This window comes from Mycoplasmopsis columboralis (assembly GCF_900660675.1).
GTDB classification, from domain to species: Bacteria; Bacillota_I; Bacilli_A; order Mycoplasmatales; family Metamycoplasmataceae; genus Mycoplasmopsis; species Mycoplasmopsis columboralis.
Map to the genome: position 1 here is coordinate 474,041 of NZ_LR215039.1, position 24,051 is coordinate 498,091.

The 24,051-nt window shown below is 34.0% G+C and carries 18 protein-coding genes, 2 rRNA genes and 1 pseudogene; all 21 read right to left on the minus strand.

The genetic code is table 4. The features are described from left to right. Positions 1–73: 73 nt before the first annotated feature. Positions 74–1,486, minus strand: a complete 1,413-nt coding sequence (locus EXC45_RS01840; protein WP_036433758.1) for a hypothetical protein — start codon at positions 1,484–1,486, stop codon at positions 74–76. A gap of 157 nt (positions 1,487–1,643) precedes the next feature. Next, positions 1,644–2,006, minus strand: coding sequence for a 50S ribosomal protein L17 (rplQ, locus tag EXC45_RS01845; RefSeq protein ID WP_036434009.1), 363 nt, complete (start codon positions 2,004–2,006; stop codon positions 1,644–1,646). A 1-nt stretch (position 2,007) separates the two neighbouring features. Then, positions 2,008–3,015: a DNA-directed RNA polymerase subunit alpha gene (locus EXC45_RS01850; RefSeq protein WP_036433756.1), complete on the minus strand. Its 1,008-nt coding sequence runs from the start codon at positions 3,013–3,015 to the stop codon at positions 2,008–2,010. Between the two features lie 18 nt (positions 3,016–3,033). Next, the gene (rpsK, locus tag EXC45_RS01855) at positions 3,034–3,423 is read right to left on the minus strand and encodes a 30S ribosomal protein S11 (RefSeq protein WP_036433754.1); all 390 of its coding nucleotides are present in this window, start codon (positions 3,421–3,423) and stop codon (positions 3,034–3,036) included. Positions 3,424–3,426: 3 nt separating this feature from the next. Beyond that, the gene (rpsM, locus tag EXC45_RS01860) at positions 3,427–3,795 is read right to left on the minus strand and encodes a 30S ribosomal protein S13 (RefSeq protein ID WP_036433752.1); all 369 of its coding nucleotides are present in this window, start codon (positions 3,793–3,795) and stop codon (positions 3,427–3,429) included. An 18-nt stretch (positions 3,796–3,813) separates the two neighbouring features. Then, positions 3,814–3,927, minus strand: a complete 114-nt coding sequence (gene rpmJ, locus EXC45_RS01865) for a 50S ribosomal protein L36 (RefSeq protein ID WP_036433749.1) — start codon at positions 3,925–3,927, stop codon at positions 3,814–3,816. Between the two features lie 11 nt (positions 3,928–3,938). Continuing rightward, positions 3,939–4,154 carry a translation initiation factor IF-1 gene (gene infA / locus EXC45_RS01870; RefSeq protein ID WP_036433747.1) on the minus strand — a complete coding sequence of 72 codons (216 nt, stop codon included), beginning with the start codon at positions 4,152–4,154 and terminating at the stop codon, positions 3,939–3,941. Between the two features lies 1 nt (position 4,155). Then, positions 4,156–4,908, minus strand: a complete 753-nt coding sequence (gene map, locus EXC45_RS01875) for a type I methionyl aminopeptidase (RefSeq protein ID WP_036433745.1) — start codon at positions 4,906–4,908, stop codon at positions 4,156–4,158. Between the two features lie 42 nt (positions 4,909–4,950). Beyond that, positions 4,951–5,592: an adenylate kinase family protein gene (locus EXC45_RS01880; RefSeq protein ID WP_036433744.1), complete on the minus strand. Its 642-nt coding sequence runs from the start codon at positions 5,590–5,592 to the stop codon at positions 4,951–4,953. After that, positions 5,586–7,007, minus strand: coding sequence for a preprotein translocase subunit SecY (gene secY / locus EXC45_RS01885; RefSeq protein WP_036433742.1), 1,422 nt, complete (start codon positions 7,005–7,007; stop codon positions 5,586–5,588). Before secY ends, EXC45_RS01880 begins: the two co-directional genes overlap by 7 nt. Before the next feature lie 184 nt (positions 7,008–7,191). Next, positions 7,192–10,074 (minus strand): 23S ribosomal RNA (locus EXC45_RS01890). A 282-nt stretch (positions 10,075–10,356) separates the two neighbouring features. Continuing rightward, positions 10,357–11,862: ribosomal RNA gene (locus EXC45_RS01895) — 16S ribosomal RNA — on the minus strand. Together the 16S and 23S rRNA genes form the textbook arrangement of a ribosomal RNA operon. Positions 11,863–12,000: 138 nt before the next feature. Then, complete coding sequence (locus EXC45_RS01900; protein ID WP_036435026.1) at positions 12,001–12,675, minus strand: recombination protein O N-terminal domain-containing protein; 675 nt, start codon at positions 12,673–12,675, stop codon at positions 12,001–12,003. A gap of 50 nt (positions 12,676–12,725) precedes the next feature. Further along, positions 12,726–13,892, minus strand: a complete 1,167-nt coding sequence (locus EXC45_RS01905) for a YitT family protein (protein WP_036435023.1) — start codon at positions 13,890–13,892, stop codon at positions 12,726–12,728. A 58-nt stretch (positions 13,893–13,950) separates the two neighbouring features. Continuing rightward, positions 13,951–14,628, minus strand: coding sequence for a beta-phosphoglucomutase (gene pgmB, locus EXC45_RS01910; protein ID WP_036435020.1), 678 nt, complete (start codon positions 14,626–14,628; stop codon positions 13,951–13,953). Then, positions 14,628–17,021, minus strand: coding sequence for a glycosyl hydrolase family 65 protein (locus EXC45_RS01915; protein WP_036435009.1), 2,394 nt, complete (start codon positions 17,019–17,021; stop codon positions 14,628–14,630). The genes pgmB and EXC45_RS01915 overlap by 1 nt, the downstream gene beginning before the upstream one ends. Before the next feature lie 20 nt (positions 17,022–17,041). Continuing rightward, positions 17,042–18,677: pseudogene (locus EXC45_RS01920) on the minus strand (alpha-amylase family glycosyl hydrolase). 178 nt (positions 18,678–18,855) lie between these two features. Next, positions 18,856–20,634 (minus strand): ABC transporter ATP-binding protein, encoded by a 1,779-nt coding sequence (locus EXC45_RS04115; RefSeq protein ID WP_051616986.1) that lies wholly within the window; start codon positions 20,632–20,634, stop codon positions 18,856–18,858. A gap of 11 nt (positions 20,635–20,645) precedes the next feature. After that, positions 20,646–21,497: a carbohydrate ABC transporter permease gene (locus EXC45_RS01930; RefSeq protein WP_036435007.1), complete on the minus strand. Its 852-nt coding sequence runs from the start codon at positions 21,495–21,497 to the stop codon at positions 20,646–20,648. Position 21,498: 1 nt separating this feature from the next. Beyond that, positions 21,499–22,371, minus strand: a complete 873-nt coding sequence (locus tag EXC45_RS01935; protein ID WP_036435005.1) for a carbohydrate ABC transporter permease — start codon at positions 22,369–22,371, stop codon at positions 21,499–21,501. A gap of 59 nt (positions 22,372–22,430) precedes the next feature. Then, positions 22,431–23,987 (minus strand): ABC transporter substrate-binding protein, encoded by a 1,557-nt coding sequence (locus tag EXC45_RS01940; protein WP_036434998.1) that lies wholly within the window; start codon positions 23,985–23,987, stop codon positions 22,431–22,433. Positions 23,988–24,051 lie beyond the last annotated feature (64 nt).

Consider the following 24,051-nt stretch of genomic DNA (forward strand, 5'->3'; position numbering starts at 1 on the left):
ATTAATTATTAAAATAAACCCTATAAACGAACAAATACCTCAAAGAACATGAGCAAATATTAAGAGCATTGAATTAACCTAAATTATCTTCTTTTATAGAATTTGGTAATTTTTTAATATATCAAATTCCCAATTTAGAGTTGTAAACTTTTGCAAGTCTTCACAATTTTAATTTTCATTCTGGTTCATTAAGCATTTGACCTAATGTTTTGATTTCATTGGTTTCTAAATTTTTAAAAACTAAGTTTCTTCCTCCATGTCCTCCGTTATTATAGTAATCTGTTTGAGGTGTTTCGTCAATAACAACTCATTCTACTTTCTTATAATTATTAATAAGTTGACCTAATCGAATTATTTCGTCACCTATATCCGATGATACATTTTTTATTTTGTCAATTCTTTTATTTTGTTCGGCCAAATCAAAAGATGTGGTAATTAGTGTAAAAACATCTAAAGTTCCTCCAACAACAGTAATTTTACCTGCAAATGTTTGAATAAATTTAACCGAGTCCTTTAGTGTTCTAGCCATCATCAATCCTTCGATACTTAGAGACGATAATTTTCCGAGTGTACCGAAAGCATTAGACACAGAAAACCCAAGAGAAGCTATTCCTGCAGCTGTTATCACTTTGTTTTCATTTCCATATATTTCTAATAGTCTTTTAGAACTAAATGATACTTTTCTAATACGATCAACATTGAATGATTGACTATTTACAGCTATGGAAAGTGCAGTAGAGACAGCACTTGCTCAAGGTAATGCGGATATAGCGAAAACGTTAACAAAAGGTAAAAAAGACATGACAGATAATGTAACTACAGTAGCCGCAGCCGCAATAAGGGCGATTCTTAAGTTTTTTAGCAATTCCTCTTGTTTAAGTAATACTTCATCTACGTTTTTCTTAAATTCTGCGAACTTTTTCATTTTTTCTTCTAGTTCAGCAATTTTAAAATAGATGGTTTTTGAATTAACTTCTCCTTCTATTATATTGACCTTGTATCCGTTTTTAACATCTGTGTATTTAACGCTTAATTTTTTATTAAACTCTTTAGTCAAAGCATCATTTTTTTTGAATTCTTTTTTAATTTTTATAAATTCTTTTTTCAAACCTTGTTTCAATTTTGAATCTACAATTGTTTTATCTGAATTTAAAGCAATATTTTTCTGATTCTCTGTGATTACCCCAGTTTTTTCTAAATGATTTAGAACACTGTTTTTTAATTCAGAAAGATTTGAATCAGTTAAAGAGTTAACAAGTTTTGTAGAACTCATTTTTTTATCAATGATTTTAGAATCTATATCATTTAATAAATTTGGATTAGCTTGTGCAATACCTTCAGCCACTTTCATAATATCTATTTCTGGCTTTTTGGTAGTGTTATCTTGCGCTTGCAAATTATTTGGAGTAGCGTTTGTTGCAATAACTGATGTTAAATTAGAAACATTAGCAACAGGTTCTCCGATTTTAAATAAGATTTTTTTCATATTAGTCCTTAATAAGTATTATTGGAAGTAATTCCACTTTAAATTATACTCTTTTATTAAATTTAAATGCTTATTTAGACTAAATTAAAAAACACACTCCAGTAAAGAGTGTGAATTAAATTATTTATGTGTAATTAAAGATTAAATTAAATTGCAATTAAACAAGTTCAATGATTGCCATTCTTGTAGCATCACCAAGACGTTTAGGAAGTTTGATAATTCTTGTGTATCCACCATTACGTTCAGCGTATTTAGGTGCTACAACTTCAAATAAAACTTTGATTGCGCTAAGACCGTCTTTGTTTTTAATGTCACGAACATAAGCTGCAACAGCTCTTCTGTTAGCTAAAGTTGGGTTTTTAGCTTTTGTGATCATTCTTTCTGTGTGTCTTCTAAGTTCTTTTGCTCTAGTTAAAGTAGTTGTGATTCTCCCGTTTACAACAAGTTCACTAACAAGTGAACGCATTACACCATTTCTTCATTTTGTGTCACGTGAATAAATTTGTGTTGGATTTGCCATATTACTCATCCCCCTCTTTTAGTTTGAATCCGTATTCATGCAATTTTTCAATGATTTCGTTTAATGATTTTGAACCCAAGTTTTTGGTTTGTTCAAGTTCTTCATATGTCATTTTAGCAATATCGCTAAGTTTAGTCTTTTTAATTCTTCTAAGTGCGTTTAATGAACGAACTGATAAGTTAATTTGATTAATATCAATTTCTGGTGATTCGTTTCCTTCTTCAAGAACTTCTTCTTCTTTGAAAATATCCACTTTCATTGCATCCACGTCTCCAATAACTGCAAAGTGTCCAATTAAGATTTCTGCAGCTTGTTTAAGAGCTTCTTTAGGACGAATAGTTCCATCAGTTCTAAGGTTTAATTCAAGTTCTTCCTCAATTTGTGGTGATGCTGAGTTAAGTTCTTTAACTGTGTAATTTACATTTTCAATTGGTGAAAAGTTTGAGTCCACAGCAATTAATTTTCCTTTTCTGATGCTTGATTGAAGTTTGTCTTCAAGTTTAGCAATTAAAAGTTTGTTTTCTTCAAAAGAAGTAAATCCTCTACCTTGGCGAAGGAACATTTCAAGTTTTAGTGCACTTTTTGATTGTACAGTAGCAATGTCCACTGTTTGATCAACTACTTCAATTTTTGGGTGTGAAGTAATTTCTAATGCACGAGCTTTGATTTTACCAGTTGTTTCAATAACAAGTTCAGCTTTAACGATTTCATCCATTGCTAAAAGTTCTGGATTGTAGCTAAAACGAACTTTTCTTAAATTCATTAAAAGACTTGGCACGTCTTCCACCACATCTTTGATGGTTTGGAATTCGTGTTCTACACCTTCGATTTTAACCGCAAAAGGTGCAAGAGATGTAATGTTTGATAAAAGAACTCTTCTTAAAGCCACTCCTAAGGTATTACCAAACCCTCTTTCAAGTGGTTTAAGTTGAACTGTTAAGTTAAAATCACTATCATTGTTTGCAGATGTTGTTTTTTGTAGGTAATCTAGTTTTGTCATTTTTTCCATATTAACCTCTTTTTCAAACTATTTTTTAGCACGTTCACGTTTAAGTACACGTTTTGGTGGTCTTGTACCGTTGTGAGGTGTAGGAGTTACATCTTTAATTTCAGTAACAGTAATTCCTGAAACTTCGATTTGTTTTCTTGCAGCATCTTTACCTGCTCCAAGTCCTTTTAATTCTACTTTAACAGATTTAACACCGTGTTCTTTAGCTGCTTCAGAAGCTGCTGCTGCAGCAAGACCTGCTGCATAAGGAGTTTTTTTCTTGGTTCCTTTGTAACCGATTGCTCCAGCTGAGCTTCAAGCAATTACATTACCTTGTTCATCAGCAAAAGTAATAATGGTGTTGTTGTTTGTTGAGTGAATGTGAGCAACAGCTGTTGTTATATTTTTTTTCTTAGTTTTACGAGCCATTATCTATTTACCTTTCTTTCCAGCAACAGTTTTTCTAGGACCTTTACGTGTACGAGCATTCTTTTGAGTTGATTGTCCACGTACTGGAAGTCCTTTTCTGTGTCTAATTCCACGGTAACATTTAATTTCCATTAAACGTTTAATGTTAAGGTTAACTTCTCTTCTTAAGTCCCCTTCAGTCATGTAGTCTTTAGCTGCTTCTCTAATACGTGAAAGTTCTTCTTCAGAAAGACTTTTTACACGAGCGTCTTCACTAATTTGAGCTTTTGCACAAATTTCTTTAGCGATTGTTCTTCCGATTCCGTAAATGTATGTAAGAGAAATTACAACACGCTTGTCATTAGGAATCTCAACGTTTAAAATTCTAGCCATTTAATTTATCCTTTCTGATTATCCTTGTCTTTGTTTGTGTTTAGGGTTTGAACAAATAACACGAATAATTCCTTTACGTTTGATAATTTTGCAATCTTTACACATTGTTTTAACACTTGCTCTAACTTTCATTTAATTCTCCTTTATTTGTGACGGTAAGTGATACGTCCTTGAGTTAAATCATAAGGACTCACTTCCACATCAACTGTATCTCCAGGTAAAATACGAATATGATTTACCCGCATCTTTCCTGAAATGTGAGCTTTAATTACTACACCGTTTTCAAGTTCTACTGAATATAAATCAGCTGAATAGGCTTCCTTGACTACGGCTTTAAATTTGATAGCATCTTTTGCCAAATTAAATTCCTTTCGTTAATACTACTGCTTTACCGTTTTTAATTAACACAGTATGCTCATAGTGTGATGTTTTGCTTTTATCATGTGAAGCAATTGTTCAACCATCACTTAACGTTTTAATTCTTGGACTTTGGGTAATCATTGGTTCAATGCATATAACCATTCCATCTTTTAAAAGCATTCCAGTTCCTTTTTTACCATCATTAGGAACGTTTGGATCTTCATGGAGGTTTAAACCAATCCCGTGTCCACAAAATTCATCAGGAGTGTAATAACCAGCGGCTTTAATATACGAACCAATCGCATACGAAATATCACCAATTCTTGCTCCTTTTTTGATTGCTTTTATTCCAGCATCAAAAGCTCCTTTGGCTACATCAATTAATTTTTGATCAGCTTCAGAAATTTTTCCAACACCCATTGTAAAAGCACTATCAGAATTGTATCCTTCTCATTTACATCCAAGATCAACACTAAGCAGATCCCCTTCTCGTAGGATGTAATCACTTGGGATACCATGGATCAATTCATCATTTACAGATATGCAAGCTGTCGCAGGAAAACCGTATAATCCGAGAAAGGCAGGTTCGGCTTTGCGTTTTTTTATTTCATTAAAAGCTAATTGATCAATTTCTTTTAATGAAACCCCTGGTCTTACAAAGTCATAAATAATTGCTTTGACTTCTGCCAAGATTTGACAGCTTTTGGTAATTTTTGCTATTTCTTGTGGCGTTTTAATTAAACTTTTTTTCATAATAAAAAATATACTTTTTTAAAGTATATTCATTTTATCATTTTATTTGATTTTTTCAAGGACTTTTTTAGCGATAACTTCAGGAGTTTCTACTGCTTCAATACGAATTAGCATTCCTTTTTGTTGATAATATTCAATTAAAGGACTAGTTTGTTTGTTGTAAATATCCAATCTTAATTTAATAGCTTCAGGTTGATCATCTTTACGAGTAATTAAAGTTTCTCCATCCAAATCACAAGTTTCAGCTACTTTAGGAGGTTGGAATTTTACATGATAACCGCTTTTACATTTAGGGCAACTTCTACGTCCGCTAAGACGCTCTAAAATCACATTTTCTGGTGCTACAAGTTCAATGGCAACAAATTCCAAATCTTTAAGTGAAGCTAAGAAATTAGCTTGTTCAATGGTTCTAGGATATCCATCTAAAATGAATTTGTCATTGTTTTGTTGCAACTTGTTAATAGCATTCAAAACGATGGAATTAGTAATTGAATCAGGCACGTAACCACCAGTTGTTACAATTTGTTCCACTTGCAAGCCAAGTTCTGTTTTATTGGCAATTTCTTCTCTAAAAATGTTTCCTGTAGAAACATGTTTTAAAGGACTGATTTTAGTTAGAATATTAGCTACAGTTCCTTTTCCAACACCAGGTTGTCCCATAAAAATTAAATTTTGTTTTATCATAATAATCCTCTATTATCAATATCGTATTTTTCTCTATCAATTAAGTATTGTCTTGATTGTCTTTTGGCTTTAGCTAATCTTGAAGATTTTAATCTTGCAGTTAATTGAGCCACTGTCTCTAAGGCTACTGAAACTAAAATCATTAGCGAAGTTCCTCCAAAAGAAATAGCTGCAGGAAGACCTAACAAGATTTGTATAAATTGCATTGAAGCTAAAATTACTAAGTAGAAAGCAGAAAATAAGCTAAGTCTAAACACAATTGCAATTAAGTAATCTTGTGTTTCCTCTCCGGGTCTAACCCCTGGAATAAAGGTTGAATTTTTTGCAAAGTCTTCAGCAATTTTATCAGCACGTGATTGTTGAAGTCCTAAAATAATTGAAAACACAAAGGTAATTCCCACTAGCAATGATAATCCTATTGGTCTAGTAAATTGCAATTCCGTGTTGATAAATTGCTTTGATGCACTTGTATTTGGCAATAAGTTGGCAATCATTGATGGGAATGAAAGCACCATCATAGCAAAAATAATCGGCATAATTCCACCAGGATTAAGTTTTATTGGTAATTTACCCATTTCTTTAAGCGATTTACTTCTACCGGCTCCAATTTGTTGAATTGGTACTAAACGCTCAGCATTGTAGACAATTGCTAAAATTACGATAAAAATAAAGTAAATTAACACATAAGTTAAGAAACTAATAATTCCAACTAATGTTCCATTAGAATTGCTAATGTCACCAATGAAGTACTTAAAAGCAGATTGGAATTGATATGGTAAACGAATAGCAATACCAGTAAAAATAATTAAACTAGTTCCATTACCAATTCCTTTATTGGTTATTTGCTCTGAAATAAATAAAGCAAATAATGAAGCTGCTGTAAGAATCATTGGAACAATGAAGTATTCTAAAGCCACTGAACTAAATGCATTAGTATTAACAATTTCTATAAAAGGATTTTGTCCAGCAGCAAGTGATTTCATTAAAAACACAGCTTGAGGATAAGCGATTACTAATGTAATAATACGAGTGATGATATTGATTTTTTTCCGTCCATGAGGACCCGATTGTGAAAGTTTATAAATCGGAGGAAAAATTGGAGTTTGCAAAATCATCATGATAAGGGAAGCGTTAATGAAGGGACTAATTCCTAAGGCAAAAAGCGAAAATTGCCTGAGACCTCCTCCACCAACTAAGTTTAAAGTATCCACAAATGAGTTACTTGAATTCCCAAGTGATGAATTATTAGCTAATTTAACAAATGGCACAGTAATTGTTGTTCCAATAACAAATACAGCTAAAAGTAAGAAAGTATAAATAACCTTTCTTATTATTTCTTTGGAACTTCAAAATTCTTTTCAGTTGTTTCTTGCTTTATAGAGCAATCTAGAAAAGGTGAAAGTTAAATTTCTCATGTAAAATTCTGACCTTTCTAAAAATACTTTCTAATTATACTAAATAAATATTTTTTTAATTGCGTTATTTGTGTATTTTAGATGTCTTTCAAAGCATAAAAAAATGTGCCCATCTGGCACTTATGCGCTTTGAAAACTGAATAGTAAAATAATAATTTATTAAAATGTTTTGAAGTACATCTTAACTTTTAAACCTATCAATTTATTAGTAATGGTCAGCTGAATGTATTACTACACTTACACTTCCATCCTATCAACCTCGTAGTCTACAAGGAATTTCAAGGGAATACTTATCTCTGAGGAGGCTTCCCACTTAGATGCTTTCAGCGGTTATCCTTTCCGTACTTAGCTACCCAGCTATGCTCCTGGCGGAACAACTGGAACACCAGCGGTACGTCCACTCCGGTCCTCTCGTACTAAGAGCAGCTCTCATCAATATTCCAACGCCCACATCAGATAGGGACCGAACTGTCTCACGACGTTCTGAACCCAGCTCGCGTACCGCTTTAATTGGCGAACAGCCAAACCCTTGGAACCGACTCCAGCTCCAGGATGCGATGAGCCGACATCGAGGTGCCAAACCTTGCCGTCGATGTGATCTCTTGGGCAAGATAAGCCTGTTATCCCCAGGGTAACTTTTATTCGTTGAGCGACTGCCGTTCCATGACGTACAGCCGGATCACTAAGTCCTGCTTTCGCACCTGCTCGACTTGTAGGTCTCGCAGTCAAGCACACTTCTACCTTTGCGCTCTACATATGGTTTCTGACCATATTGAGTGTACCTTTGAACGCCTCCGTTACCTTTTAGGAGGCGACCGCCCCAGTCAAACTACCCACCACGCACTGTCCCCCTACCCGATTCAGGGTAGCAGGTTAGAAACTCAACATACCAAGGGTGGTATTTCAAGGACGACTCCATCAAGGCTAGCACCTTGACTTCAAAGTCTCCCACCTATCCTACACATGTTAGGCCAAGTTCCAATACGAAGTTGTAGTAAAGCTCCATGGGGTCTTTTCGTCTTGATGCGGGTACCCAGCGTTTTCACTGGGACCATAATTTCACCGAGTCTAGTGTTGAGACAGTTGAGAGATCATTGCGCCTTTCGTGCAGGTCAGTATTTAGCCGACAAGGAATTTCGCTACCTTAGGACCGTTATAGTTACGGCCGCCGTTCACCCGGGCTTCACTTCAACGCTTCGCTAAAAGCTAACGCATCCGCTTAACCTTCGGGCACTGGGCAGGCTTCACCCCCTATACTTCACCTTGCGGTTTAGCAGAGAGCTGTGTTTTTGATAAACAGTTGCCCCTCACAATTTACTGTGGCCTAGTAAACTAGGCACCCCTTCTCGCGAACTTACGGGGTCATTTTGCAGAGTTCCTTAACACTAGTTTTCTCGCTCGCCTTAGAATACTCATCTTGGGGACGTGTGTCCGTTCTCGGTACAGGTACCTATAACTTTAACGCTTAGAAGCTTTTCTAGGAAGCATGAAATCACACAATTTGGCATAAGCCTATGCATCACTTCTCCCGGTTATAGAACACGCATTTAACTATGTTCACCAGTAAAAGCTTACCCCCAAATCCGTTAATGGGTAGTGCTATCCTTCTCCGTCACTCCATCACTGGTTATAGATAGTACAGGAATATTAACCTGTTGTCCATCGGATACGCTTTTCAGCCTCTCCTTAGGTCCTGACTAACCCTGGGTGGACGAACCTTGCCCAGGAAACCTTCCCCAATAGGCGTCGTAGATTCTCACTACGAATCGTTACTCATACCGGCATTCTCACTTCTAATCGCTCCACCAGTCCTCACGGTCTGACTTCGCCGCAATTAGAACGCTCCTCTAACGTACTTTCGTACCCGTGGCTTCGGTATTGTGTTTACTCCCGTTACATTATTGGCGCAGGGTCTCTTGACTAGTGAGCTATTACGCACTCTTTAAAGGATGGCTGCTTCTAAGCCAACCTCCTAGTTGTTTATGAAACCCCACAACCTTTCTGACTTAACACAATTTTGGGACCTTAGCCGACGATCTGGGTTGTTGCCCTCGCGAGCCGGGACGTTAGCACCCCGGTTCCGACTGCATGACAATACACAATGGTATTCGGAGTTTGATTATAGTCAGTACCGCTAGGCGCGGCCATTCCATATTCAGTGCTCTACCACCAAAGTTTAACATCACACGCTAGCCCTAAAGCTATTTCGAGGAGAACCAGCTATCTCCAAGTTCGATTGGAATTTCTCCGCTATTCACAAGTCATCCGGGCACTTTTCAGCGTACTACGGTTCGGCCCTCCACTTGGGATTAACCAAGCTTCAGCCTGCTCATGAATAGATCACATGGTTTCGGGTATATGTCATCATACTAAACGCCCTATTCAGACTCGATTTCTCTACGGCTCCGCTTTTCTCCACTTAACCTCGCATGATAACATAACTCGCCGGTCCATACTGCAAGATGTACGCCATCACCCATTAACGGGCTCTGACTAATTGTAAGTAAGTGGTTTCAGAATCTATTTCACTCCCCTCCCGGGGTTCTTTTCACCTTTCCCTCACGGTACTAGTTCACTATCGGTGTCTGGTTAGTATTTAGCCTTACCGGATGGTCCCGGCAGATTCAGACAGGGTTTCACGTGCCCCGCCCTACTCAGGATACTATCAGAAGATTTTGCCATTTCGCATACGGGAGTCTCACCCTCTGTGCTTTAGTTTCCCAACTAATTCTGCTATAACAAAATTTTGTAACTTCATGTAGATAGTCCTACAACCCCAACATATGTTGGTTTGGGCTCTTCCACGTTCGCTCGCCGCTACTGATGGAATCATTATTTATTTTCTCTTCCTGTTGCTACTAAGATGTTTCAGTTCACAACGTGTCTCGTCTGCAGCGACTATATATTCATCGCTGAGCAGTTAGGCTTTCCCCTAACTAGGTTTCCCCATTCGGAAATCCCCGTATCGTAGCGTATATCCAGCTCCACGAGGCTTATCGCAGGTAATCACGTCCTTCATCGACTTCCAGACCCAAGGCATCCACCACAAACTCTTACTTATTTAAAAGTTATGTATTTTCCTATTGTTGATGTATTCAAAGACATTTTAATAAATTATTATTGCTAATAATTATCAACTCGGTATCACAAAACAAATTGACTAATTGTTTTTTTGATGTCGTTGTTATATTAATTTATCTTTACTATTCAGTTTTCAAAGAACATAATGAGAGAAAGTTCTCTCAAAACTAGATATATCATTGGACTACTTCAATGTACATGACCAAATGTTAATAATAGTCTTAAGGTAAAGTTAGTTAATTAATTAACTAATAATTGTACTCCGTAGAAAGGAGGTGATCCATCCCCACGTTCTCGTAGGGATACCTTGTTACGACTTAACCCCAGTCACCAGTCCTGCCTTAGGCGGTTGTTTCCGTAGTTAACAAAACCGACTTCGGGCATTACCAGCTCCCGTGGTTTGACGGGCGGTGTGTACAAGACCCGAGAACGTATTCACCGTAGCGTAGCTGATCTACGATTACTAGCGATTCCGACTTCATGAAGTCGAGTTGCAGACTTCAATCCGAACTGAGAACGGTTTTTTGAGATTTGCTCCACGTCGCCGTATTGCTTCTCTTTGTACCGTCCATTGTAGCACGTGTGTTGCCCCACTCGTAAGAGGCATGATGATTTGACGTCATCCCCACCTTCCTCCCAGTTACCTGGGCAGTCTCCTTAGATCATCTAACTAAGGACAAGGGTTGCGCTCGTTGCAGGACTTAACCGAACATCTCACGACACGAGCTGACGACAACCATGCACCATCTGTCATTCCGTTAACCTCCACTATATCTCTATAGCTTTGCGGAAGATGTCAAGAGTGGGTAAGGTTCTACGCGTATCTTCAAATTAAACCACATGCTCCACCGCTTGTGCGGATCCCCGTCAATTCCTTTAAGTTTCACTCTTGCGAGCATACTACTCAGGCGGATGATTTAATGCGTTAGCTGCGCCGATGGTGTCCATCAGCTAATCATCATCGTTTACGGCGTGGACTACCAGGGTATCTAATCCTGTTTGCTCCCCACGCTTTCGTCTCTCAGTGTCAGTGTATTCCCAGTTAATTGCCTTCGCCATGTTGGTGTTCTTCCTTATATCTACGCATTCCACCGCTTCACAAGGAATTCCATTAACCTCTAAATAACTCTAGTTTGCCAGTATCCAACGCGATTTGGGGTTGAGCCCCAAGTTTTGACGCCAGACTTAACAAACAACCTACAGACGCTTTACGCCCAATAATTCCGGATAACGCTTGCAACCTATGTATTACCGCGGCTGCTGGCACATAGTTAGCCGTTGCTTTCTGACAAGGTACCGTCAAGGCAATAGCATTTCCTCTACTGCTTTTTCTTCCCTTATAACAGCAGTTTACAACCCGAAGGCCGTCATCCTGCACGCTGTGTCGCTCCATCAAGCTTTCGCTCATTGTGGAAAATTCCCTACTGCTGCCTCCCGTAGGAGTCTGGGCCGTATCTCAGTCCCAGTGTGGCGGTTCAGTCTCTCAACCCCGCTAAACATCATCGCCTTGGTAGGCCATTACCCTACCAACTAGCTAATGTTCCGCACCCCGATCCTCTAGTGAAGCAAACGCTCCTTTTATATTATCAACATGTGTTAATAATAAGTATCCGGCATTAGCGCTAATTTCTCAGCGTTATTCCAATCTAGAGGGCACGTTAAGTACGTGTTACTCACCCATTCGCCGCTAAGTTCTAAAAGAACTCCGCTCGACATGCATGTATTAGGCACACAGCCAGCGTTCATCCTGAGCCAGGATCAAACTCTCGAAAAAATTGACTGTCATGTATTTTGTATATATCTAGTTTTCAAAGAACTTTTGCAATGTTTGCTTTCTAATTATACATATAAAAATTTTTTTCAAAAATATTTTTTATTTCTTTTTTTAGATTAGCAACTTAGTGCTTAATTATTATAATGCAAACAAATTATTTTCTAAGCAAAAAGATGTAATTAAATAATAAATTATTTCATCGACTTCTGAAACAGGTAATTGAACATATTCTTTGGTGTCATTTAATAATATATATAAACGCTCTAGCAAGAGTGAACTATAAGATTTTGTTGAATGCTTTGAACATAAAAAACCTTTAATTTTAAAATCAAAATAAGTTACATTATTATTTGAACACTCTAAGCAAGAAGTTAAATTAAAACTTAAATCATAATATTTTAATAAAGCCTTCAAAAAGCAATTAAAACTTTGATAAAAGTTCTCATCGTTAATATAACTTACAATTTCTAAGTAAATATTAATAAATTCATTTTGAAAATGAATGTTTTTAACTAAATCATGAACACGACTTAGAAAAGTAAAGGATTTCTCATTACCCAATTCATATTTAAATAACAATGTCGCTTTTTTTAAACGTCCCACTTTGTTTGTTTGACGAGCTTGAAAATATTCAAACTCACATAAAGCTCCATAAATTAAATTAGCAGCATTTTTGGATGTTGGTTTATTTAAACCTTGTGCAAATAATGTAAGCTGACCTTCAGTGGTTAAAAAAGTTACTAAAAATTCGTTTTCACTAAGTTCTTTTTTATAAATAAAAATTCCTTTATTAATAGTAGTGGTAGAAAGCATTACTAATAATTATATTTAAGTATTAAAAAATCATCTCAATTGAGATGAAATTATTCTTCATTGACAGGTTTATTTTTTTTACGCTTAAATAAACGATTATATTGAGTGGAAGTGACATATAAATAGCCATCGACTTTATGTAAATTCCCAATGCTAATAAAAGCATTTTGATCCACACTTCGAGCCACTTCGATAAATTTAGCTGCATCAATAAATAAGCAAGTGGTAGAAATAATTTGTTGAGGTTCTTTAGTATATCCTCCAATAACTTGAGATACACTTGTAGCAAAACGATAATCTTTAAGCAAGTTGACCTGTTGAATAATTTCTCAAGGCTTACTTGAAATAATTTCAACTTTGACCATTTTAAATTTGGGAAACAAAATATTTAAAAATCACCCATTAAATAACACCATCAACAATCCCGCCACAAATGCAGGGCTAAAGAGATTTTGCATTTCTCAGCTATTATTTTGAAGTCCATTTGTTAAGTAACTTCCTAAAAAGTAACTAAATAAAAATGATACTAAATGCAAAATCATTAATAAAGGCCCGACATTTTTGAATTTTTTGTGTGATAAATAAACACTTAAAATATCAAAACCTCCTGAAGAAGAATCAATAATAAGCAAAATAGCTGTGCATACTGCTTGAATTGCTCCTCATAAAAGAGCATAGAAAATAAGTGAAAAATCAGAAAAAGTTCCACTAGACCAAGTTACTAATTGATGTTCATTTAATTTACCGAACATATATAAAGGCTCAGTGTTAGTAATAGAGTTACTAATAATTAATCCCGTAATTGAAACAGTGCTCATAAAAATTAAGTTAAGTAAGGTAAAACGCTTTCCAATGAATTTTCATGATAGAACAAATAGTGGAATGTTAGCAATTAGATTTAACATTCAGAAAATTACATTATAAACAACTAGTTTGTTTTCATAGTTGTGCAACAGCTGAAAACTTAATCGAGCCACTGATTGGGAAATGGCTGCAATTCCCATTTCATATAAACCAGTAATTTGAACAATTAAATATTGAAATAAAGCAAAAAAGATCGCAATAATTAAGGTAAAAATAATTTGTCACTTTAGTGACTTTACCCGATAAAAAGTTCCAAAGGTAAGCAATGATTGCTTAATTTTAGCACGTTTTACTTCAACAACTTTTTCATATGCTACTGTTAGTTCTTGAGTATCAAAATGATCTTTCTTCATATAGGTATTATAATGATTTTTTCAAAAGAAAAACTCGCTTTACAAGCGAGCTCAACTCTTATTTAATTGCATTTAAAATAGTTTGTAAATGTAATTCTTTAGTTGAAGGAATATTTAAAGTAGCTCCTTTAAATAAATGTTCACTTCCAGCAGGAACAATTGCCACTGAATGCATTTGGGCTTTTATGATTCCTTCAAGTCCTGAAGGGGCATCTTCAAATCCCACACATTCTTGTGGGGTTAAATTAATTCCTACTGCTGCAGCTACAAAAATATCTGGAGCTGGTTTTCCATGTTTGATATTTGCAGGATTTACAATAAAATCAAAGTACTCTTTAAGACCAATTTTTTCCAAAATAAGTGGAGCATTATAAGAAGAAGAAGCAATAGCTAATTTGTAATCATGTGCTTTAAGTTCTTTTAAAAACTGCTCAACCCCTGGCAAAATTGCGCTTGAGTTTAATTCGGTGTGGAGCATTTGTTTGTATTGTTCATTTTTGTTAAAACACATTTGTTCAATTAAAGCATCATCAAATTCATTTAATTTATTCTTTAATTTTAAAATCGCAATTAACGTGTTTTTACGAGGTAGCCCTTTAAGAGGTTCATTCTCTTCAGCGCTGTATTCAATATTGTATTTAGCTAATTCATGTTTTCAAGCTAAATAATGTAAGTGAGCAGTATCGGTAATTACGCCATCTAAATCAAAGACAAATCCTTTAATAGTAGTTTTCATTAAATTTGCACCTCATCAATTTTAAAGGTTCTTACTTCGCTTTCTTTGAAGTGGACATTTTCGTTTCCAATAATTAGTGCTTTGTTAGCTTCTTTAAGACATTTAACTTCAAAAGTCTTTTTGAATACTGAAACTAAAAATTCTCCATTTGCATAATTAAATTTGTATTTTAATGAATCTCACTTAGTTGGTAAATTAGGGTGAATGTGCATTTGATTATTGTGTCAATCAAGACCTCCAAACCCAAACACAATCATTTGTCAAATCGCAGCTAAACTTCCGGCATGAATTCCGGCATCTGAAGAGTGCATGTTTGTTCCTAAATCGATGTTAATACCGTATTTGAATAACTCATATGCTTTTTGCATTTTTCCTAAACGAGCAGCCTCAATGGTATATGTTGCTGGAGAAAGTGAAGAATCATGAGTGGTAATTGGTTCATAATAATCAAAGTTAGCTTCACGAACTTCTTTTGAGTATAAATGTGGCATTAAACTAGTTAAAAGCACAACGTCAGCTTGTTTAACTAATTGTGAACATAAACGTTTGTGCCCTTCTTTGGTGCTAAAAAGTTTTTTACCAGCATCTCCAAGCATTTGGAATGGAGATACATCAATTTTAGGCAATCCTAAGAATTGATCGTTTTCAGCAATCACTAAGTTTTCATTTGGTTGTTGTTGAATTAATTTAGCAGCTACTTCTCTCATTTTAGCCACATTAATTCTATAAGGAATTTTCTTAAGAATGCTTTTAAGAAGTTTTTTATCTTCTTTAGTTTGTGAAAGTTTGTCAATTACTTGTAACCCAAGTTCAATGTTGTATTGAGCAAATTTGTTAATGTAAGCGTTGTTATCAATGTTTCCTTTGTATTCATTTGGTCCCATTACATCTTTAATTGCATACATTCCATTACTTTGCAATTCGGCTCTATTGGTGTAAAAGTATGCTGTATCAATTAGCATCTCATAACCCATTTTTTGCATAAAATCTTCATCACCAGTCACTTGATAGTATTGGTTAATAGCAAAAGCCACATCTGCAGACACGTGAATTTCTTGTCTACGTGAAGCAATAGGTACTTGTTCACCAGTGACAACATCAGCTTGTCCTCAGTATGGACACACTTCACCTTCGGTAGGTCAAGCCATTTCTCAAGGGAATTGAGCCCCAAGTAAATTACTTTCTTCAGGACGAATTTTTTGTTCTTTGGCTTTAGCTCTAGCTCCTTCAATTCCTAAGTAACGGTAAGTAAGTAAATTTCTAACTACTTTAGGATTAGTAAATAGGTAGTTAGGGTTGATGAAAAACTCAGTATCTCAGTAAGTGTGTCCTTGATATCCTTCACCACTAAGTCCTTTTGCTCCAACATTTTTATAAATTGAATCTTGTGGCACAAAAGAGTTAAGATGAAAAATTCCAAATTCCAATGCTAAAGTATCATATTTAGCATCGTTGGTTTTTCCGTTAATTTCAACAAAAAATTGATTTCAAACTTTTTCTTGCATTGCTTTAATTGAAGCTTCTTTTAAAGTTTCGTATTTAGTTGAAAGCAATTCATTATGTTTTAAATTAGCATTAGCAATAACTTTGTCATTGTTTAATAGCTCGTGTTCTGAATCTACACTGGTGTGCACTGACATTAATTTAGTTAATTCAACAACATCACCTTTTTTAACTGTTAAATTAATTTTAAATCCTACTTTACGACGTGCCATTGTTACGACATAATCATCATTACCACTAGCTACTTTTTTGTTATTTACCTTAACATTGGTAATTAAATTATGCACGGCAAATTTGTTTGAGAAAGTAGTTTGTTGTTGCATTTGTACTGATTCTGTGGTAGGACGTGATTTTAAACCTTCGGCAAAGTGTTGTGATCCAGTGTTGGTTACTTGTCCGTTAATTGCTGGAAGTAAAGTTAAAGTTAGTTCTTTTTGTCCTCTAGCTAAACTTAATACTTCCACTCTGATGTATTGTGCATAAACGTTTTTATCATCTTGTGATACAAAACGTTCAAAGAACAACTTGAATTTCCCTTGTGGACGTTCAATTTCAACTTCTCTAGTTAACAGACCTTCTTTAATGTGTAAGGTTTTAACATATTTGTCTTCTTCGCTTAATTCTAATTGTTTTCCATTTAATAAAATTGGTGTTGTAACTAAATCAGCTAAGTTAGCTAATTCAGACACATCATCTGCAGAAGCTTTGTTAAAAATCCCATTAACAAAAAAATCTTCCTTGTTGTAGTAAGCTGGTTCTTCATCGGCGCTTCTAAGACCTAAGTATCCATTTCCTAAAGCAAAAATACTTTCGCTTTTAGCAGTTTTAGTTTTATCAAACTTAATTTGTGAAACAGTCTTTTTGTTTAAATCATATTTTAAAAAATCCATTGTCTCTCTCCTTGATTTTCTTATTTTTCAACAAGAACTGATTCATATGGTCTAAGTTTACCATTTGGAACTTTTTTATCTGATCATGAAGATAAAACGATTTGGTTTAAATCTTGATCTAATGAAAGTTCTTTATCAGTCATATTTAATATAAGCAACTATTTTTTGATTATCATCTCATCTAGTGATGGTAATTACTCCTGAATCTAATAAAGAAATATCTGATTTACCATAGGTTAATAATTGATGATAAGTTGATTTTCTTAGTTTAATAATTTCTTTGTAGAAATTCAAAATACTATTTGGATTTGCTAATTCATTGGCAACGTTGATGGTGTCAGCAAATCTTCCTTTTTTAATTCATGGAGTAGCTCCGCTGTTAAATCCAGCATTTACACTATTGTCTCATTGCATAATAACTCTACCAGCATCACGAGAGTTAATGTTTGAATAAAGCAACATTTCTTCTTCAGTATAAATTGGTTCTTTGTCCACCATATTAGCAAATGAATTGTGGGTATCCACATCTTTAAATTCTTCACGTTTCTCAAAATGAGTGTTTAAAAGACCAATTTCTTCTCCATAGTAAATACATGGAATTCCTTTAAGTAAAAATAACATCATTGCGTGAGTTTTAGCTGATTGGTTTCTAAAGGTAGTTTCTGAACCTCAACGTGAAATGCTTCTTGAAGTATCGTGATTTGATAAGAAGTTAGTAATCATTTCAGGTCTAATTAATTCGTCATTTTGGAAAGGTTTTTGTTGATTGACAAATTCATGATAATTTCAATTTGCATCATAACCATTTCTACCAGTTTGTCTTCCTCAACCAATTCATCATCATGCAAAGTTATAGTAATTATCTGAAACTTTATTGGTAATTCCGTATTCAATTAATTCATCATGTGAAATTGAGCTAGCTTCTCCTAAAGTGAATGCATCAGGTTTGTTATCAAATGCTAGTTTATTAAATTCTTTTAAATAATCAGTAGCTCCACTGCATCATGAAAAAGCACGATTGTTTTTGAATTCACTAAAGTTTTTTGAAACATGTTTAATAGCATCTAATCTAAATCCTCTTACACCAAGGTCATATCAGAAGTTAATAACATCAACCATTGCTTTAAGAGTATCTGGATGTTCTCAGTTTAGATCTACTTGTTCTTTAGCAAATAAGTGGAAATAGTATTTATTAACTGAAGGAACATATTCTCAAGCACTACCACCAAAAATTGATTCAGCTTCTTTTTCTTCTTCGTTTAATTCTTTTCTTCAAATGAAATAATTGTGTTCAACATTATCTTCAGATTCACATGCTTTTTTAAATCATTCGTGTTCATTTGACACGTGATTTAAAACAATATCCATGATAATGTCAATTCCTCTTTTTTTAGCTTCAGCTGTAAGTTCTTTAAAGTCTTCTAATGTTCCAAATTGTTTCCAAACATCTTTGTAATCTAAAACGTCATATCCTGCATCAACAAAGTTAGTTTGATAAATTGGACAAAGTCAAATTGCATTAATCCCAAGATCTTTTAAATAATCTAATTTGCTGGTGATTCCTTTTAAATCTCCATCACCATCGTTGTTAGAGTCCATAAATGATCTAGGAAAAATTTGATAAATAATTCTGTCTTCAAGTTTGATTGTTTTCATAATATTTCCTATTCTTTTATTTAGGTTTTTCTCTTTTAAAATAAGTATCGTAATTATAAAAAATGCTGTCTAAAATATCCATAAATTCTTGATAAGTCAAATCCGTAAATCAAGTATTTTGATATTTTCTTTGCTATGTAAAAAAACAAGGAAAACCCTGTTTTCCATTTTAATTTTCTTATTTAGTTTTTTTAAGTTGACACATTTTTTTACATGCGCATTTAACATGTTTTTTAACAAATTCGTAAGCTACTTTTGTTAAAGAACCACGTTTTGCTTGGTTTTTAGTAAATTCAAGTAAGTCTCTACGAATTTGAATTTTTTCTGAAGATTCAACTCAGTTTTTAAGTGAGTGTAATGTTTGGTAGTTAAATTCAGAAGTTAGTGAAATGGTGGTTTTAGCATCAAAAATATGAATTCTTGATTCCATTAAATACACTTCGACAATTTCACCGTTGTTGTATTTTTCATATGTACTGGTAATAAAAGTTAATTTTTGATCAGTACCTTCAATTAATCCATTGTATTGAATTTCGTTTCCTAAAAGTTCTTTTGAATCAACTTTAACTTTAAGAACTACATTATATGAATCTTTAACAACTTCATCAACCGCAATATCTTGTGGACGAATACCAAAAATAATCGCTTGTCCTTCTTCAATATTTTTACGTTTTGAAACAGGAATTTGAAGTTTTAAGTTTTCGGCTACAAAGTATCCATTTTCGTATTTTCCTGAAAGTAAGTTCATGGTTGGAGTACCAATAAATTGAGCAACAAATACGTTAGCTGGATTTTTATACACTTCTTCAGGAGCCCCAATTTGTTGTACAAATCCATCTGACATAATAGCAATTTTATCTGACATAGTCATAGCTTCAATTTGGTCGTGAGTAACATAAACTGTTCCAGCTCCAACTCTTTCGTGAATTTTTCTAAGCTCAGTTCTCATTGATGCACGTAATTTAGCATCTAAGTTTGAAAGAGGTTCATCCATTAAGAATAAGTTTGGATTCCCTACAATTGAACGTCCAAGTGCTACACGTTGTCTTTGACCTCCAGATAAAGCCGCTGGTTTACGATCTAAGTAGTAATCTAATCCTAAAATTGAACTAGCTTCTTTAATTCTAGCTTCAATGATTTCTTTTTTGTTATCTTTGGTTTTAGCTTCTTTGCGAGCTTGAGCAAGTTCTTTTAATTGTTCACTTAATTTAGCAATTTCGGCTTTAAATTCTTCTACACGACTTGATTGAGAAGAGATGAAATTCAATTCTTTTTCATTAGATTCATAAAGAGATTTTAGTCCATTTAATTTAAAGAAAGCTACCCGAGAAGATTTTTTGCTTTTATCTTTTAAATCATTGTAAGATTGTTCTTTTTTGTTAATTTTAGCAAGTAAGTTCTTTTGTTTTTCAACTAATTTATTGTAGTTAGTAATGTTGTTTACTAATGATTTAAGTGAATTAATGTAGTTTTTAGTGAAAATTTCTTTTTTGTAAAATTCTGCTTCTGCACCGATTTTAGCTTTATTTGCTTTAAGACCAAAACCGATGTTGTCTTTTACGGTTAAATGTGGGAAAAGAGCATAATTTTGAAACACCATTGTAATATCTCTATCAGAAGGTTCTGAGTGAGTAACATCAATTCCGTTAATTAATACTTTTCCACTACTTGGTAAATCTAATCCAGCAATAGCTCTAAGAGTAGTTGTTTTACCACAACCACTAGGTCCTAAAAGTGATAAGAATTCACCTTTTTTAAGATCAATTGAAGTACCAAACACAGCTTGAAAACCATTATCATAAACCTTATCCATGTTTTCGATTTTTAAAACATAATTTTGATCTTGAGCATTAAGCATGTCTTGTTCATGTTTTGCTTTAAGTTGTTCATATAACTTTTCAATATGCGAAGGTAATCCATTTGGATTTAAAACTTGATTATTTGATTTAAATTGCATAATAGTCTCCTTTATTTAATTGCTCCGTTGGTAATTCCTGAAACAATACTTTTTTGTAACACAATGAAGAATACAATCATTGGAATTACGATAATAATAAGTGCGGCACTTTGAGTTCCATATGAAGAACTAAATCCTGAAACGGTTTTTTGTAAAGCTGTAATTAAAGTTAATTCTTTTCCTTTGGCAGCTAAAAATAGGTAAGGAAGTAAGAAGTCATTTCAAATTCACATGGTGTTTAAAATTAAAATAGTTACAATAATTGGTTTAAGTAAAGGTAATACCACCTTAAAGTAAATACGAATTGGTCCATACCCTTCGACTTTAGAAACTTCTTCAAGTGAGAGAGGAATAGTACTAATAAATCCGTGCATCATGAAAATGCTTAACGCTAATCCAAATCCAGTATACATTACAACCATTCCGATTAAATTATCCAAATATAAGGTGTTCATAAATGATAACAATGGAAACATAATTGATTGGAATGGAATGATCATTGACATTAAGAATAAGTAAAATAGTGCTTTAGATCATCAAGTTTTGGCTCTAGCGAGTTGTCAAGCTGTGAGCGAACTTAATAAAATAATAATTAAATTTGATGCAACTGTTAAAAACAAGGTAATAAAGAAACTGGTAAAGAAGTCTAATGATTCAAAGGCTTTATCATAGTTTTTATCCGCACCAAAAGAATCACCGTCAAAAGTAAAAATATTTTGTGTCAAGTTAGCAGCTTCATTTTTAAAAGAAGTAAGTGCAATAATAATAAAAGGTAAAAGTCATAATACAGCAAAAGATACTATAAAAACAATTGTTGTAGTTCTAGCTGCGATAGTTGTGGGTTTAAGTCTTTTTTTGTTCATATTAAGTTTCCACCTCGAATTTTTTGCTGATATATACTTGCACAAATGATAAGAATGACACTAAGATAATGAAAATAACTGATTTTGCTTGTGAAACAGCATAGAATTTTTCAATTTGACCAGTTTGGAAAATATCCACGGCAATTAAACGATAATCTCTTTTGGCCACGTCAGTAATTGCATAGTTAAGGTCAAACATTTTAAATGAACCACTTAACACTAAGAAGAATGCGATAGTTAAAGCAGGAGCTAAAGCAGGGAAAACAACCGCTTTGAATGTTTGTCATTTTCCTGCTCCTTCAATGGCAGCAGCTTCTTCTAAGGTTTTATTAACATTTTGCAACGCTGCTATGTAAATAACCATAATGTAACCTGTCATTTGTCATGTGTACACAATTGACATTGCAAATAAAGCGCTATTTGGTGTTGCGGTAGTGAAGTTTTTCCCATTTAAATATTCGGTCACTGAAGGAAAAATTTCAGGTAAAAGTTGATTAAACATTCTTTGTCAAATATAACCAATTAAAATCCCGCTAATTAAATTTGGAATAAAGTAAATACTTCTAAGAATGTTTCTACCACGAATAAAGGTTTTATTAAGGATATATGCTAGTCCAAGTGCTAGGAAGTTAACTAAAACTAAGTTAATAATTGCAAATAGAACTGTATATCCAATTCTCTCTAAAAAGCCATTGCTTTTAAATGCGTTGGCAAAGTTTTTAAATCCAACAAACGCTAATGAAGCGTTTGGGTTTTCTCTATTTCAATCAGTAAATGAATAACCAATTGACATAATAGTAGGAATTAAAACGATGAGAGTAAAGATTATTAATGCCGGTAATACTAAACCGAAAAATCATCTTTTCTTATACATTTTGTCCTTTCGTTAATAAATGCCGGCTAGCGGCATTTATTCAAATTTGTGATTTGAGTTTATTTTCCACTTTCAGCTGCTGCTGTTTTAGCATCTTCAAGAGCTTTTCTGTAAATTGAAACCAATGAAGAAAGAGTTTGTCCTTGGTTTTGTGAACCTAAGTTTTGAATAAGTTCAATATAATCTGAGTTAGCATTGTTGAATTTTTCTGGGAAGTTAGTCATAACTCAAGTTGCAGTGTTTGCTCCTGTGTAGTTGTTTACAGAAGTAATAAGTTGGTTTGCTGATTCAACTTTAACTGATGTTGAAGCTGCATAAGGGTTTGATGAACCAATTTCGTTTGATAGGAATTTAATTCCTGTTTGTGTTTGGTATAAGAATTGTAAGAATAATTTTGTAAGCTCTTTCACTTGTGGATTGTTGTTTTCTGTTGTTGCTCCTCATCTGTGAGTTGCGGCTACGAAAATTGAGCTTTTTCCATTATCTACGTTTGCTATAGGAAGTGGTAAAAATCCAAAGTTTTTGTATTTTTTAGCTGTTTGTTTTAGTTGTGAGTACATTCAAGTACCGTTTTGGAACATTCCTGCTCTACCAATTGCAACATTTGTTGCAGCAACAGTTGAATCAACAGTTCCTTTTTCGAGTTGTGAATATTCTGGGTTGTATGCTTTATATGAATCAATTAATACATCTCTAAATGCTTTAACAGTATCTGCTGTAAAGATGTTTTCTGGGTGTTCTTTTAAATCAGCAACAACTTCGTTGTATTTGTCAGCGTGAATACCTTTAGATCCAAGTAATCTTGCTGATAAGACAGCGTTCATTGTGTGGCTTGAAATAGGTCAGATGTTTCCACCTTCTGCTTTTGATACGTTGTAGAATGGTTGAACATTTGCGTCTTTTAATTTAGCTGAAATAACTTCAAATCCTGCTGCTGTTAAATCACCTGATAATACATATAATTTACCGTCTTTTTCAACAGTTCCATTGTAGTTTTCGGTTGGTTTTGTTAATGAAACACCATCAGCTGAATATGTTGTAGAATCTCCAAATGATTTACCTTCTAAAACCATAATTCCTTTTTCAGCAAATAAATCTTTGTTGTAGATGATTCCGTAAGATTCTTCTGAAAGAGGCATAAAGTGTTTGTCCCCAACAGTGATATCTTCATATTGTCCAGTAGCGTTTTCAAGATATTCTGATGCACTTGTATCAACTAATAAGTTGTTGTATTTTGAGAATCCGATTGCTTTTTCTGAACTAAATAAAATAACTCCGTTTGTTTTTCCGTTTGTTAAGTTGGCATCAATTAAAGTTTCATAGTTTCCTGAACCTCCACCTTGAATTCATCTAAGGTTTGTTCCGAAGAATTGGTTGAAAGCTTTAATTAAGTCTTCAGATTGTTGAGTTGCTTCGTGTTTTCCTGAAAGAATTTTAAGTTCCGCTTTTGAATAGTTTTTAAATTTTTCTTTTAAAGCGGCAACGGTAGGGTCGTTTTTCATTTCTTCTAAATATTTTTGACTTGCTGTTTCTTTTTGAGTACATGAAACAGCAACAAAAGCTGCTGATGGAGCCAATACACCTAAAGCTCCTAACATCTTAGTAATTTTTTTCATAATTTATTTAATCTCCTTTAAATATTTAAAAAATATTAATTTAATTATAAAATTTCGGTTTTTT